Consider the following 14241-nt stretch of genomic DNA (forward strand, 5'->3'; position numbering starts at 1 on the left):
CGCAATTTCCCGTTCATTTCAACCACCCCAAGGAGCATTGCCATGAAGTCCAGGTTTCTCACACTCGCTGCCGGTTTGGGCATGGCCTTTTCGGTCATGCATTCAGCGCAGGCCGCCCCGGAAACCATCAAGTTTGCCGGCTGCTATGACCTGACCAAATCTTATGGTTTCGTCTCTCCGCAAGTTGCGCAGGCCGCACGCGATTATGTAAAACTCATCAATTTGCACGGCGGTATTGAAGGCCATCCGGTCGAAATGCTGATCCAGGACCATGGCAACGAGCCACAACGCGGCATCGAGTGCTATGAAAAAATGAAACGCGAAGGTGCCATGACGTTTGAATTTTTGTCCACCCCGGTCTCGCGCGCCATGGTGCCGCGGGCCATGGCAGACGGCAACGTGATGATCCAGCCCTACGCCGGCCGTGGCGATGCCGTGGACGGCGAGGTTTTCAGCTGGATTTTCCCCATGGGGCCCACGTACTGGGCACAAGTGGCCAACGACATCCAATACATCAAAAACCAATCCAAGGGCAGCCTCAAAGGGGTGAAAATCGCCTTTATTTACCCTGACTATCCTTTCGGCCAGGAGCCCATTGGCGTTCTGAAAACCCTGGCAGAACGTGAAGGCTACGAATTGATGCTGGCACCCCACCCCATGCCCGGAAACGATCAGGCAGCCGCGTGGACGCAAATTCGCCGCTTCAATCCCGATTGGATCATCGGCTGGAATCTGTCCAACATGCACGTGGTGGCCTCGCGCGAGATGAAGCGCAATGGCATTCCCATCAGCAAATACATCGCCGTGAATTGGCTCAATGAAGTCGACATCAACAACCTCGGGGCAGAAAATGCCAAGGGCATCAAGCGTGCGACCAATGTGGTGGGCGGTCAGGACCATCCGCTGATCCAGAAGATCATCAAGGAACTGTACGACAAGGGTCAGGGCAGCGGTGATCGAAAGGTGATGAACGACGTTTATTACAACTCTGGCCTGGCAAGCTATGTGATTGTCGTAGAAGGCGCGCGTCTGGCCATCAAACAATATGGCTGGCCGCTCACGCCCGAAAAGATGAAAAAAGGCCTCGAAAGCATCAAGAATTTCGATGCCGGCGGCTTCATTGCCCCTATCACCATCACCGCCAAAGACCATGGTGGCGGCGGCAAGACCCGTGTCGACATGTGGGACGGCAGCAAATGGGTTCCACAAACCGACTGGCTTTCCGCCTACAGTGATGTCGTGCAATCCATCGTCAAAAAGGAATCCGCAGAATTTGCCAAGACCAAATGAATTTTGAATTTTCCAGAAATCATTCCGACCTCCTAATAAATTAAATTCATATTTTTAATTTTTATGAAACCAAAAATTTTCTCGATCATTGCCGGCATTGGCTTCGCATTTTCCGGCCTGCAATCTGCATACGCCCAATCCGCGCCTATCAAATTTGCCGGCTGCTATGATTTGACCAAGTCCTATGGCTTCGTTACGCCTCAAATCGCCCAAGCCGCAAAGGATTACGCCAAAATTCTCAACCAGAAAGGCGGCATCGAAGGCCATCCTGTCGAATTTTTGGTGCAAGACCACGGCAACGAGCCCCAGCGTGGCATTGAGTGCTATGAAAAGATGAAGCGTGAAGGCGCCATCACATTTGACTTCCTCTCCACTCCGGTTTCTCGTGCGGTGCTGCCACGCGCCATGGCAGACGGGCAGGTGATGCTGCAATCTCTCGTCGGTCGTGGCGATGCGATCAATGGCGACGTGTTCAAGTGGGTCTTCCCGATTGGGCCGACCTACTGGGGCCAGGTGGCCAACGATATCCAGTTTGCCAAAAATCAGGCCAATGGCAATCTGAAAGGCAAGAAAATTGCCTTCATTTATCCAGACTACCCCTTCGGCCAGGAACCGATAGGCATGCTCAAGACCTTGGCCGAGAAGGAAGGCTTTGAATTGCTGCTGGCCCCACACCCCATGCCCGGCAATGACCAGGCCGCGGCGTGGACGCAGATTCGACGCTTCAACCCAGATTGGGTGATCAGCTGGAACCTCTCCAACATGCACGTCGTGGCTTCGCGCGAAATGAAGCGCAACGGCATTCCCATGGACAAATACATTGCCGTCAACTGGTTCAATGAAGTCGATATCAACAACATCGGCCCTGAGAATGCCAAAGGCCTAAAGCGTGGCACCAATGTCGTGGGCGGACAAGATCACCCCTTGATCCAGCAGATCATCAAAGACCTGTATGACAAGGGGCAAGGCAGCGGCGACCGCAAACATCTGAACGATGTTTACTACAACACCGGTCTGGCCATTTATGCATCGGTGTTCGAGGGCGCCCGCCTGGCGATCAAGCAATACGGCTGGCCGCTGACACCTGAAAAAATGAAGAAGGGCCTCGAAAGCCTCAAGAACTTCGATGCGGGCGGTCTGATTGCACCAGTCACGGTGACCGCCAAAGACCACGGCGGCGGCGGGAAAACCCGCGTGGATATGTGGGATGGCAAGAAATGGGTTTCTCAAACCGACTGGATATCCTCCTACCCGGACGTGATCAAGCAGATCGTGGATAAGGAATCTGCTGAATTCGCAAAGGGCAGCAAATAAAAATTTGTGATACTGGTGCATCAGCACCAGCGCACAAACGACAAGGGGCCTTTCGGCCCCTTGTCGTTGTGTATTTCTGAACCCTCAGTTGGATTCCTGGTGCGCCAGAATGCCGTCGAACACGACCACAGAGATCTGCCGCGCAAAATCCTGGAACGAGCCGCGCTGGGGGTTGTACCACTCGACCGTCCAGTTCAATGCGCCAATGACAAAAAGGCGAATGATGGTCGTCGAGGCATCGGTGCGCAATTCGCCCGCTGCCAACGCCGACTGAAGGAGATGATCCCAATAGTCAGCGTATTCGCGCCGCACCACGCGGTGTTTGGCTTTTGCACTTTCGGGAATCTGGCCATAAATGCGCATGTTCGCCGAAGTGAAGTCTCCGTGGTGCAGCATGCCCCACAAGTGGCCTTCGATGCCGGCAGCGATGCGGTCGCGCCAGGGCGCATCCTTGGGCAATGCGTCTATGCGCGCGCGCACCGTCTCATAGACGATTTTGATGCCCTTGTCGAGCACCTCTCCAAGGATTTGCTCCTTGGATTCGAAGTGGTAATAAATGCTGCCGGCCTTCACGCCCGCTGCGTCGGCCACCTCGCGCAAGGTAGTGGCGGCGTAGCCATGCTGGCGGAACAAGCGCGCCGCTTCGAGCAGGATGCGCTCGCGCGTGGCGTTGCCGTCCAGATCATGGCTGGCAGATTTCGAGGCGGATTTGTCGTTCATGAAAATGGTCCATCCAATGGAAAAATGGATCGTTTGTGCGAGTCCACCTCAAAATCATAGCGCCTGCGGCCCGTCCCTCGTGGGGGTGGGCCGCTTTTTCCAGCACGTCTAGCAGCCTGTCGGACTTTGGAATCGTCGGCTGCGAATGTGCCGCAGCGGCCCATTTTTTACCGTCTTCTTGCCCCATAGTCCCGCTATGGGGCGGAGAATCCGGCAAAAACTGGCCTCGCTGGGGCACATTCTCGCTTTCGACGTCCAGAGTCCGACAGGCTGCCAGTGTAGTGTTTGATGCTTGATGCGACAAATAAAACCGATGGATTTTTGGTCTGGGCAAGGCGCAAACCGCAGCGATACCGGGTGGTATCGCGAGGATTTGCAACGCGGCCCGGGCCGAAAAGACGCGGTTTTATGTCGCAGATAGCGTCGAACACTACACTAGCCCGCGCTCACTTCACCCACTGGCGGAAGTCGGGCTTGCGCTTTTCGAGGAACGAGCGCACGCCTTCTTTCGACTCGTCGGTGTTGTAGTAAAGGCTCAGCGCCTGCATGCCCAGGCTGCCGATGCCGCGGATGTGCTCGGTGGAGGCATTGAACGAACGCTTGGCGATGGCGATCGCCGTGGGGCTCTTTTCAACCAGCTCGCGCCCCCACTTGGCCACTTCGGCGTCGAGTTGGTCGTGCGGCACGACGACGTTGCACAGGCCCATGGCGAGCGCTTCCTGCGCGTTGTAGCGGCGGCACATGTACCAGATTTCGCGCGCCTTCTTCTCGCCCACGACGTGCGCAAGGTAGGCCGTGCCCCAGCCCGGATCGACCGAACCAACCTTGGGGCCGACCTGGCCAAACACGGCTTTTTCGGAGGCGATGGTCATGTCGCACAAGGTGGCAATCACGTTACCGCCGCCGATGGCGTAGCCCTGCACGCGCGCGATCACGGGCTTGGGCACGTCGCGGATGGCGCTGTGCAGTTCTTCGATGGGCAGGCCCGCGGTGCCGCGGCCGTCGTACTGGCCCGCGTGCGCCGATTGGTCACCGCCGGTGCAAAACGCACGGTCGCCCGTGCCCGTGAGCACGATCGCGGCGATTTTTTTGTCCCAGCCGGCTTTCATCATGGCCTGGATCATCTCTTCCACGGTCTGGCCGCGGAAGGCGTTCATGACCTCAGGACGGTTGATGGCGATGTAGGCGATTTGGTCGCGCTCTTCGTAAACGATGTCGGTATAGCTCATGTTTGTGTTTTCCGGAATTTCAATTTCAACCGATCATGCTGTAGCCGCCCGACGCAGACAGCACCTGACCGGTGATGTGGCCCGCTGCCTTGTTCGAGGCCATGAAGACCACGGCGTTGGCGACGTCCTGCGGGCGCCCCACTTTGCGCAGCGGCAGAGCCTTGGCGACTTTTTCGAGCTGCTCGGGGGTAAACATGCTCTCGGCATTCGTCCACATGCTGCTGCCGCCCACTTCCTCGGCAGTCGCCGGGATGGTCACGCCGGGGCAGACCACGTTGCAGCGGATGCCGTAGCGGCCGTTTTCTTTCGCGATGGTCTTCATGAAGCTGTTGACTGCGGCCTTCACGCCACCGTACACCGCCTCGCGCGCCTCGCCCTGGCGGCTGGCGTCGGAGCTGATCGAGACGATGGCGCCGCTGTTTTGCTTGATCATGATGTCGAGCGCATGCTTGGTGCAGTTGAGCACACCCACGTAGTTGATGTCGATCACCTTGCGCCAGAATTCGGGCGTGGTCTGGGTGAAGAACATCAGGTTGTCCCAGCCCACGTTGTTGACCAGCACATCGACGCGGCCATGCTTGTCCATCGCAGCCTTGAACAGCGCGCCGACCTGGTCGAACTGCGTCACGTCGGTCTTGACCACCTGGGCCGAAGCCGCGCCCAGCGTGCGCGCAAACTCCGCCGTCTTTTCAGCTTGGGCGGTGTCGATGTCGCCGATGGTGATGTGGGCGCCTTCGCCCGCGAAGCCAAGCACGATGGCGCGGCCGATGTTGGAGCCGCCGCCGGTGACGATGACTGATTTTCCTTTGAGCTCGAGATCCATAATTGACTCCTGGCGCACGCGGCGCATGGTTGATGAAAGGCTCGGGCATTATATAGAGCTGCCAAACGATAGTTAGGTGCGTTGTGATGCCGCCACCCGGCGCCTGTATGGACTTGCGCACTGTTCTTTTTGCCTTCCAAGGACACGACACATGGAGACGACCACCGACTGGGCTGCGATCGCGGCCGAACTCGAGCGGCTTTTGAAGCTGCGCGCCACGCCTTTCGGCATAAAGCTGTTTCGTGAACGTGCGCAGATGGAGGCGATCCCGAAAATCCGCCGCCCCAAGTCCATCCACACCATGGACCAGATCGTCGCGCAGGCCGCGCGCCTGGGCTGGACAGTGGGCGTGTGCGCCGACGACCTCGTGGGCGCACAGTGCCGCGCCGTGGTCGGCCTGGGGCGCGCCAAGGACGCGCAGTGGCAGTCGGGCGAGCAAATGGTGGGTGTGTGGTACAAAACGCTCGAAGACGCCACGCGCCACCAGCAGGCCATGCACTGCGTGCCCGACGGCATGTATGAGGCGCTCGCGGTGTCGCCGCTGGCTTCGGGCAGGCTGGGCACGCCCGACATCGCGCTGTTTTACGCCACGCCGGGCGCGATGATGTATTTCATCAACGGCCTGCAGTGGTCGGGCTACCAGAAGTTCGACTGGAGCGTGGTGGGCGAGTCGGCCTGCGCCGACTCCTGGGGCCGCGCGCTCGCGCAGCGCACGCCCAGCCTGTCCATCCCCTGCTTTGCCGAGCGGCGCTACGGCGGCGTGCTCGACGACGAAATGCTCATGGCCCTGCCGCCGGAATACCTGCCGCGCGCGATCGAGGGCATGCACGCGCTGGCGAAAAACGGCCTGCGCTACCCCTTCCCGCAGTATTCGATCCAGCAGGATGCACGCGCGGGGCTCGCCGTGAGCTACCCCGGCGCGCCGGGGGCCTGAGCATGCGCCTACAAATGCTATTTTTTGAGTAGCTATCAGCGCTCATCCATGCAGCACCAGAGGCCTTTTTGACCCAAAATTTCAGCGCGCTGATCGACTTTGCCAACCCGTACGATGCGGCGGCGCCGCGGCTGCGCCATGCCTTTGCCACGCCACGCGCACTGTGGGTGGCACGGACACCCGACGAGGTGCGCGCCGTGCTCGCGGCCGTGCAGGCGGCGGCGCAGCAGGGCGCCTGGTGCGTGGGCTTCGTGCGCTACGAGGCAGCGCCCGCTTTCGATGCCGCCCTGACCACGCACGCCGCCGACGGGCCGCTGGCCTGGTTTGCCGTGCACGACGCGCCTCTGCCCTGGCCGGCGCAGGTGGCGCACCCTGCCACGCCGGCACATCCACCCGCGCTGCACTGGCAGCACCTGCCAGAGCGTGCCGCCTTCGACCAAGCATTTGCAGCCATCGCGCAGGCCATTGCACGCGGTGAAAGCTACCAGATCAACCTCACGGCGCAGCTGCGCGGCCGCTGGCAGGGGGCCGCAGGTCTGGACACATCGTCCACGGCTTCGTCCGCTGCATCGCCCACCACCACGCGCAGCGCCGCACGTGCGCTGTTCGCCGCGCTGCAGCGCGCCCAGCCCGGCGGTTATGCGGCCTGGCTGGACGCGGGCGAAGAGCAGGTACTTTCCGTCTCGCCCGAACTGTTCTTCGACTGGCAGGGCACGCACATCCTGACCCGCCCTATGAAAGGCACGGCCGCGCGCGGCGCCACGCCCACTGAAGACGCCGCACGGGCCGCAGCGCTGCGCGCATCGCCCAAGGAGCGCGCCGAGAACGTGATGATCGTGGACTTGCTGCGCAACGACCTTTCGCGCATCGCCGAGCCGCACAGCGTGCAGGTGCCGGCGCTGTTTCGCACCGAGGCGCTGCCCAGCGTGTGGCAGATGACCTCGGACGTGCAGGCGCGCACCAGGCCCGGCACCGGCCTGGCCGACGTCTTTGCTGCGTTGTTTCCGTGCGGCTCGGTCACCGGGGCGCCCAAGGTGCGCGCGATGCAGATCATCCGCGCGCTCGAGCCCGGCCCGCGCGGCATCTACTGCGGTGCGATTGGCGTGGTGCGCCCCGCAAACACGGCGGACGGCGGCATCCACGCCACCTTCAACGTCGCCATACGCACCGTGGTACTGCGCGCCGGCGAGGCCCGCTGCGGCATAGGCAGCGGCATCACGGCCGACGCTACGGCAGAAGGCGAATGGCAGGAATGGCAGCACAAACGCGCCTTTCTGACCGGCTGCAGCCCGGCCGCCGAAAGCCCTGGCGGAGCGCATTCCGTGCCCGAACCCGAAAACACCCGATGACCGTGAACCCCACGCCAGAAACCACCCACCCCACAGCCCACCCCACGGGCCCGGCTTCCAGCACCGGCCCGCAGGAGCCCTTGGCCCTGCTCGAAACCCTGGCCTTGCACGAGGGCACGCTGCGCCATGCCGTACAGCACCTCGCGCGCATGGCCGCGGCGGCGGCGCATTTCGGCTACCCCTGGCGTGCCGCAGAGGTCGAGCAATGCCTGCAGACGCTCGCGCAGCGCCACCCGCAGGGCCTGTGGCGCGTGCGCCTGCTGCTGGACGCCGCAGGCCGGCCGAGCGCGCAGGCCTACCCTCTTGCGCCCACCGCGCAGCCCGTGCGCCTGCAACTGGCCACGCAACCCTTGGTCGAGGCGCTCAGCCCCACGCTCGGCACCTTCGTGCGCTACAAGACCACGCGCCGCGCCCACTACGAAGCCCTCGCGCCCACACAGCCGGAGGTTTTCGACACCGTGCTGTGGAACACGGCGGATGAACTCACCGAATGCACACGCGGCAACGTCGCCGTGCGCATCGCGGGGCGCTGGCTCACGCCCGCGGCCGAGTGCGGCCTGCTGCCCGGCGTGGCGCGCGCACTCGCCCTGCAGTCGGGCCAGCTGCAAGAAGCCGTGCTGCGCCGGCAAGACCTGCCGCGCATCGAGGCCTGGGCGTTCTTGAACAGCCTGCGCGGCTGGCTCGGCGCCACGCTGGTATCCGCTCCCGAGCCCGTGCGCCCGGCGTAAGGCAAGGCCAGTGCCGCCGCAGTGCTCTCAGTACCGCCGCCGGCTCAGCTCGGCAAACAGGTCTTTATAGATTTTGTAGCGGCTCGGGCTGATTCCATCGGGACCCGCGTGTCCAACGGCTTGCAAAACGCCGCAACCGGGCTCGTGCAAGTGCGTGCAGTTGTAGAACTTGCACGCCCCGGCGTGCGCGGCGATGTCGGGCATGCAGGCCGCCAGCTGCATGGGCGCGATGTGCTGCAGGCCGAATTCCTGAAAGCCCGGCGAATCGATCAGGGCCGTGCGCCGTGCGCCGTCGCCGTCGCCGTCGCCATCGACCCAGTACCAGCTGGTGCTCGTGGTGGTGTGCTTACCCGAATTCAGTGCCTGCGAGACCTCGCCCGTGAGCGCACGCGCGCCGGGCACGAGCAGGTTCACGAGTGTGCTCTTGCCCGCGCCCGAGGGGCCGAGCACCAGCGTGGTGCGGCCCTCCAGATACGGCATCAAGAACGCGCGCACGGCCTCGGGCGATTGCGTGGTGAGCGACAGCGCCAGCACGGGGTAGCGCGGTGCGTCCGATGGCGTCGGTGCGCTGCCATCTCCCGGCGCATCCGGGTCTTTCATCGTGCGATACGGCAGCAACCGCTCCCAGGCGCGCGCGAAGGGCTCGGCCAGGTCGCTCTTGTTGAGCACGATCAGCGGCCGGATTTGCGCGGCCTCGGCGGCGATCAGCGCGCGCGCAAGCTGGCTTTCGGAAAACACCGGCTCGGCCGCGATCAGGACCAGCACCTGGTCGAGGTTCGCGGCAAACGACTTGGTGCGCAGTTCGTCCTGCCGGTACAACAGGTTGCGCCGCGGCAGCACCTGCTCGATGCTGCCCTCCTGCCCCTGGCCCGGCGCGGGCTGCCAGAGCACGCGGTCGCCCACCACCGCGAGGTTTTTTTTGCCGCGCGGGTGGCACAGGCGGCGCACGCCGTGCGCATCCTCGACCCAGCAATGCCGCCCGTGGCCCGCGACGACCAGGCCCTGCTGCAAGGCGCCGCCCTCAGACACTGCAAGCCTTTTGCCTTGCTACGTTTTCATTAGCTACTGGTGCTTGATACGTCTGCATAACATGGCATTTTGGTTCATGAAATCGCGGCGGGCGCAGGCAGCCGCGCAAGGCGCTCCACAGCCGGCGGATGCGAGTAGTAAAAGCGCACATAGAGCGGATCGGGCGTGAGCGTGGAGGCGTTGTCCTCGTGCAGCTTGAGCAGCGCCGAAGCCAGCGCGGCACCGCTCGCCTGGGCTGCGGCGTAGGCGTCGGCCTCGAATTCGTGCCGGCGCGAAAGCCCGGCCCACAGCGGCGCGAAAAAGTAGCCGAACACCGGCACCACCAAGGCAAACAGCAGCAATGCCAGCGCGTCGTTGGGCATCTGGCTGCCCGAGGCGAGCATGAAGTTCGGGCGCACGCCCAGCCCCGCATAAAACCACGGCTGCGTCGCGAGCCAGCCCAGCAGTGCAAAGCCCGCCAGACTCATGGCAAACAGGGCCACCATGCGCTTGCCGATGTGGTGGCGCTTGAAATGCCCGAGTTCGTGCGCGAGCACGGCCTCGATTTCGTCGGGCGTGAGCCGCTGCAGCAAGGTGTCGAAAAACACCACACGCTTGGCCGCGCCCAGACCGGTGAAGTAGGCGTTCCCGTGTGCGCTGCGGCGGCTGCCGTCCATCACGAACAAGCCTTGGGCGGCAAAACCGCAGCGCGCGAGCAAGGCCGTGATGCGCTGCCTGAGCGCCTCGTCCGCGAGCGGCATGAACTTGTTGAAAAGCGGCGCAATCACCATCGGGTACAGCACCATGAGCAGCAGATTGAAGCCCATCCACAGCGCCCAGGCCCAGAGCCACCACAGCGTGCCCGCAGCGCCCATGAGCCACAGCACCGCCGCCGCCAGCGGCAAGCCCAGCAGCGCGCCCACGAGCGTGGACTTGAGCAAGTCGGCCAGCCACAGGGAGAGCGTCATGCGGTTGAAACCAAAGCGCTGCTCGATCACGAACGTCTGGTACAGCGTGAGCGGCAAGTCGATCAAGCCGTTGATGAGCACGAACGCCGCAAGCAACGCCAACTGCTGCAGCAACCCGCCGCCGCGCTCGCCCACGAGCGCGAGCAGCGCCTGGTTGAGCGCGTCCAACCCGCCGAGCAAAGTCCAGCCCAGCGCCACGGCCGTGCCCAGCGCAATTTCGAGCAAGCCCTGCCGCCCCTTGGCCAGCGTGTAGTCGGCCGCCTTCTGGTGCGCAGCCAGCGGAATGCGCCCGGCAAAAGGCGGCGGCACCTGCGCGCGGTGGCGCGCCACATGGCGCAGCTGCCGCGTGGCCAGCCAGAACTTGAGCAAAAGCTGCACACACAGCGCCAGGGCAAACACCAGCGTGAACGCGAGCGAAGGGGAAAATGTATCGTGGCCTATCATGCGCCGGGAGTTTACGGGCAGTTTGCGCGGAAAATCGGCGCCATGTCCCAAGCCCCTCAAGCCCCCAGCCCCACCGCCAGCCCCGCCCCCGCCCCGGCCGCGGACGCCACCGCCCCCGCTGTGGCCCCCGCCGCGCTGCCCAAGTCCGACCAGAACCTGGTCTGGCTGGACTGCGAAATGACGGGCCTCGAGCCCGACACCGACCGCCTGATCGAAATCGCCGTGGTCGTCACCGACCCCGACCTTGCGCTGCGCGTCGAAGGCCCCGTGTTCGCGATCCACCAGGAAGACGCCGTGCTCGATCGCATGGACAAATGGAACAGGGGCACGCACGGCAGGAGCGGCCTGATCGCGCGCGTGCGCGCCTCCACGATCTCCGAGGCCGAGGCCGAGCGCCAGCTGCTGGCCTTTTTGAGCCACTACGCGCCCAAGGGCAAGGTGCCCATGTGCGGCAACAGCATCGGCCAGGACAGGCGCTTTCTGGTGCGCTACATGCCCAAGCTCGAGCGCTTTTTCCACTACCGCAACGTGGACGTGAGCACCCTCAAGGAACTTGCCAAACGCTGGAAGCCCGAAGCCTACGAGAGCTTCAAGAAGGCGCAAAAACACACCGCGCTCGCCGACGTGCACGAATCGATCGACGAGCTCGTGCACTACCGCACGCATTTCTTGCGCGTGTGATTCCGCGCACGGCCTTGGATGCACGCAAAATTTTTCTGCAGCAAAAAGCCAGCCGTGCCATAATCGCGCCCCTGCCCAGGTACAGCACCTGGGCAGTTTTGTTGCATCTCCCCTCACACTCCCGGGCCGGTACATGCCGTGCTGCTGCCAAGGCGCCATCTGCATTCATTGCACAGCAAGGCGACACGCAGCCCCACCGCATTTGCGAATGTGCCCACCCTCGCGCTACCCAGCCGGCGCCAACCCGGCTCTCCCATTGCGCGCAGGCTTCGTTTGAAGGTGGATGTTTTTAACCACCCGTGAAGCCGTAGCAAGCTGCGCTTGCTATTGTTTTTTATAAAAATCCGTCCATGACCGACACTTCGCAAGTGCGGGGCGAGCGCGCCCCCGTTTCCCCCATCTCCGCCCCTATCTCTCCCTCTGCCGCAGCCTTGGCAAGCGAGTCCGCGCCCGAAAACGGCTTTGCCGCGCTGGGCCTCGCGCCCGAACTGCTGCAGGCCGTGGCCGAGCTCGGCTATACCGCGCCCACCGCTGTGCAGCAAAAAACCATTCCGCTCGCCATGGGCAATGGCGCTGCCGCTACAGGTTTCATAGACCTGATGGTGTCGAGCCAGACGGGCAGCGGCAAGACCGCCGCCTTTCTGCTGCCCGTGCTGCACACGCTGCTGCGCCAGCAGGCCGAAGCCCGCGCCGCACAGGAGCGCGCAACCGCTGACGCCACCAATGCCGCCGTCGCGCACGGTGAGGCTGCCCCGCGACGCGCCAAGCGCAAGAACCCCACCGACCCGCGCAACTTCAAGGCCGCCACGCCCGGCGCACTCGTGCTGTGCCCCACGCGCGAGTTGGCCCAGCAGGTTGCCAGCGACGCCATAGACTTGGTCAAGCACTGCCGCGGCCTGCGCGTGGCCAGCGTGGTGGGCGGCATGCCCTACCAGATGCAGATCGCCAAGCTGCAAAACGCCAACCTCGTCGTCGCCACGCCCGGGCGCCTGCTTGACTTGCAGCGCTCGCAGCAGATCAAGCTCGATCAAATGCAGTTCCTCGTCCTCGATGAGGCGGACCGCATGCTCGACCTCGGCTTTGCCGACGACCTCGCCGAAATCCACCAACTCACCGCGCAGCGCCGGCAAACCATGATGTTCAGCGCCACCTTTGCGCCGCGCATCCAGCAGCTGGCCCTGCGCGTGATGCACGACGGCGGCGCCTCGGTGCAAAAGGTGCAGATCGACACGCCGCAGGAAAAGCACGCCAACATCGAGCAAAAGCTCTACTGGGCCGACAACGCGCAGCACAAGCGCCAGCTGCTCGACCACTGGCTGCGCCACCCGGCGATCGAGCAGGCCATCGTGTTCGCGAGCACCCAGGTCGAGTGCGACGGCCTTGCCAACGATCTGCAGCAAGAGGGCTTTTCTGCCGTGGCCTTGCACGGCGCACTGAGCCAGGGCCTGCGCAACCGCCGCCTGATGGCGCTGCGCAACGGCCAGGTGCAGATCCTCGTGGCCACCGACGTGGCCGCACGCGGCATCGACGTGCCCAGCATCACGCACGTGTTCAACTTCGGCCTGCCCATGAAGGCCGAGGACTACACGCACCGCATCGGCCGCACGGGCCGCGCCGGGCGCGACGGCCTGGCCGTGACCTTTGCCGAATTCCGCGACCGGCGCAAGATTTTCGACATCGAAAACTACAGCCGCCAGCCCTTCCAGGCCGCCGTGGTCCCCGGCCTGGAACCCACGCAGCGCGCCCCGCACCCGAGCCGCCCTTACGGCAATGGGCGCGATGGGCGGGATGGGCGTGACGCACGCCACGGTCGCGACGGCCAGGAGCGCAACGGCTTCGCGGGCCGCGGCCAGCGCGGCGGCCCCGCGCGCGGTCAACAGGCACGCAATGACTTCGAGCCACGCGCCCATGGCCCGCGCCGCGACGGCGAAGGCTACGGGCGCAAGTCCGGCTTCGGCGATTTCGGCGGCCATGGACGGGGTGATTTTGCGGGCCGTGGTGCCGGCAAAGGCCCTGCGCGCACGGATTTTCAGGGGCGCAAACCGTCAGCGGGGGCTCCCGCCGCAAGCCGGGGCAAAAGCTTCGTGCCCCACGTAGCCCAGGAATCCCGCAAGCGCCCCATGCGTTGAGCGTTCCGGCCCCTGCGCCAGTCGCGTCTGGCGTCTGGCGTCTGGCGTCTGGCGTCTGGCGTCTGGCGTCTGGCGTCTGGCGTCTGGCGTCTGGCGTCTGGCGTCTGGCGTCTGGCGTCTGGCGGGGGCGACTATGCCCCCCGCGAGGGTGGAGCCTGGTTTCCACCCTCCGGCCGCGTCGCCGCCAGTTCCTGCCGCCCACTGAAAATCTGCCGCTGTCGGGCATTGCAGCGGAAAATACCCACGCTGCTCCACGCCTCCCGCACCCGTTCCCCGATGCGCCGCCATTACGCCGTTACTTTGCAGCAAGCCAGCGAAGAAGCGCCCAAGCTGGCCCACTTGATGGAGCTCGCGCGCGATTCGAGCGCGCGGCTCCACGCCATCAGGGCGCTGATTCCCGCAGCATTGCACGCAAGCCTGCAGGCCGGGCCTATCGACGGCACCAACTGGTGCCTGATCGTGCCCCACAATGCCGCCGCAGCGAAACTGCGACAGCTCATGCCAGCCTTGCTTGCGCACTTGCGCAGCCAGGGCTGGGATGTAAACACCATCCGCATCAAGATCAAAGAGCGTTGAGGCGCGCAAGAAAAAATGCCGCCAGGGACAACCCTGGCGGCATTTTTT

Annotated in this window: 11 protein-coding genes and 2 pseudogenes; 8 read left to right on the top strand and 5 right to left on the bottom strand. The window is 63.8% G+C overall.

Translation table 11 applies throughout. The features are described 5' to 3' along the window. Positions 1-42: 42 nt before the first annotated feature. Both PYV55_RS13185 and PYV55_RS13190 read left to right on the top strand, forming a co-directional pair. Positions 43-1290: an ABC transporter substrate-binding protein gene (locus PYV55_RS13185; protein ID WP_275851998.1), complete on the top strand. Its 1248-nt coding sequence runs from the start codon at positions 43-45 to the stop codon at positions 1288-1290. Between the two features lie 63 nt (positions 1291-1353). Beyond that, a complete protein-coding gene (locus tag PYV55_RS13190; protein ID WP_275852001.1) occupies positions 1354-2604 on the top strand; it encodes an ABC transporter substrate-binding protein in 1251 nt (416 codons plus the stop codon). A gap of 84 nt (positions 2605-2688) precedes the next feature. On the opposite strand, the gene PYV55_RS13195 is transcribed toward PYV55_RS13190, so the two are convergent. The 3 genes from PYV55_RS13195 to PYV55_RS13205 all read right to left on the bottom strand — a co-directional run bounded on the left by PYV55_RS13195 (position 2689) and on the right by PYV55_RS13205 (position 5376). Then, the gene (locus tag PYV55_RS13195; protein WP_275852003.1) at positions 2689-3324 is read right to left on the bottom strand and encodes a TetR/AcrR family transcriptional regulator; all 636 of its coding nucleotides are present in this window, start codon (positions 3322-3324) and stop codon (positions 2689-2691) included. Between the two features lie 446 nt (positions 3325-3770). Beyond that, entirely contained in the window at positions 3771-4553 is a 783-nt protein-coding gene (gene badI, locus PYV55_RS13200) for a 2-ketocyclohexanecarboxyl-CoA hydrolase (RefSeq protein WP_275852006.1), read from the bottom strand. A 25-nt stretch (positions 4554-4578) separates the two neighbouring features. After that, a complete protein-coding gene (locus tag PYV55_RS13205) occupies positions 4579-5376 on the bottom strand; it encodes an SDR family NAD(P)-dependent oxidoreductase (RefSeq protein WP_275852009.1) in 798 nt (265 codons plus the stop codon). 151 nt (positions 5377-5527) lie between these two features. On the opposite strand from PYV55_RS13205, the gene PYV55_RS13210 reads away from it, so the two are divergent. The 3 genes and pseudogenes from PYV55_RS13210 to PYV55_RS13220 form a co-directional block, all read left to right on the top strand. After that, complete coding sequence (locus tag PYV55_RS13210; protein ID WP_275852011.1) at positions 5528-6310, top strand: DUF169 domain-containing protein; 783 nt, start codon at positions 5528-5530, stop codon at positions 6308-6310. 68 nt (positions 6311-6378) lie between these two features. Beyond that, positions 6379-7592, top strand: a pseudogene (locus tag PYV55_RS13215) (chorismate-binding protein); the annotation flags it as partial. 135 nt (positions 7593-7727) lie between these two features. Beyond that, positions 7728-8387 (top strand): annotated as a pseudogene (locus tag PYV55_RS13220) (aminotransferase class IV); the annotation flags it as partial. A gap of 27 nt (positions 8388-8414) precedes the next feature. Here the strand turns inward: PYV55_RS13220 and rsgA are convergent. Both rsgA and PYV55_RS13230 read right to left on the bottom strand, forming a co-directional pair. After that, complete coding sequence (gene rsgA / locus PYV55_RS13225) at positions 8415-9416, bottom strand: ribosome small subunit-dependent GTPase A (RefSeq protein ID WP_275852014.1); 1002 nt, start codon at positions 9414-9416, stop codon at positions 8415-8417. 74 nt (positions 9417-9490) lie between these two features. Further along, the gene (locus PYV55_RS13230; RefSeq protein WP_275852017.1) at positions 9491-10807 is read right to left on the bottom strand and encodes a M48 family metallopeptidase; all 1317 of its coding nucleotides are present in this window, start codon (positions 10805-10807) and stop codon (positions 9491-9493) included. A 42-nt stretch (positions 10808-10849) separates the two neighbouring features. Between PYV55_RS13230 and orn the strand changes: the two genes are divergently transcribed. From orn to PYV55_RS13245, 3 genes are all read left to right on the top strand, one after another. Next, complete coding sequence (orn, locus tag PYV55_RS13235) at positions 10850-11488, top strand: oligoribonuclease (protein WP_275852018.1); 639 nt, start codon at positions 10850-10852, stop codon at positions 11486-11488. 350 nt (positions 11489-11838) lie between these two features. After that, positions 11839-13617, top strand: a complete 1779-nt coding sequence (locus PYV55_RS13240) for a DEAD/DEAH box helicase (RefSeq protein ID WP_275852020.1) — start codon at positions 11839-11841, stop codon at positions 13615-13617. 276 nt (positions 13618-13893) lie between these two features. Beyond that, positions 13894-14193 carry a DciA family protein gene (locus PYV55_RS13245; protein WP_275852022.1) on the top strand — a complete coding sequence of 100 codons (300 nt, stop codon included), beginning with the start codon at positions 13894-13896 and terminating at the stop codon, positions 14191-14193. Positions 14194-14241 lie beyond the last annotated feature (48 nt).

The sequence above is a fragment of the Extensimonas soli genome (genome assembly GCF_029211265.1).
GTDB classification, from domain to species: domain Bacteria; phylum Pseudomonadota; class Gammaproteobacteria; order Burkholderiales; family Burkholderiaceae_C; genus Extensimonas; species Extensimonas soli.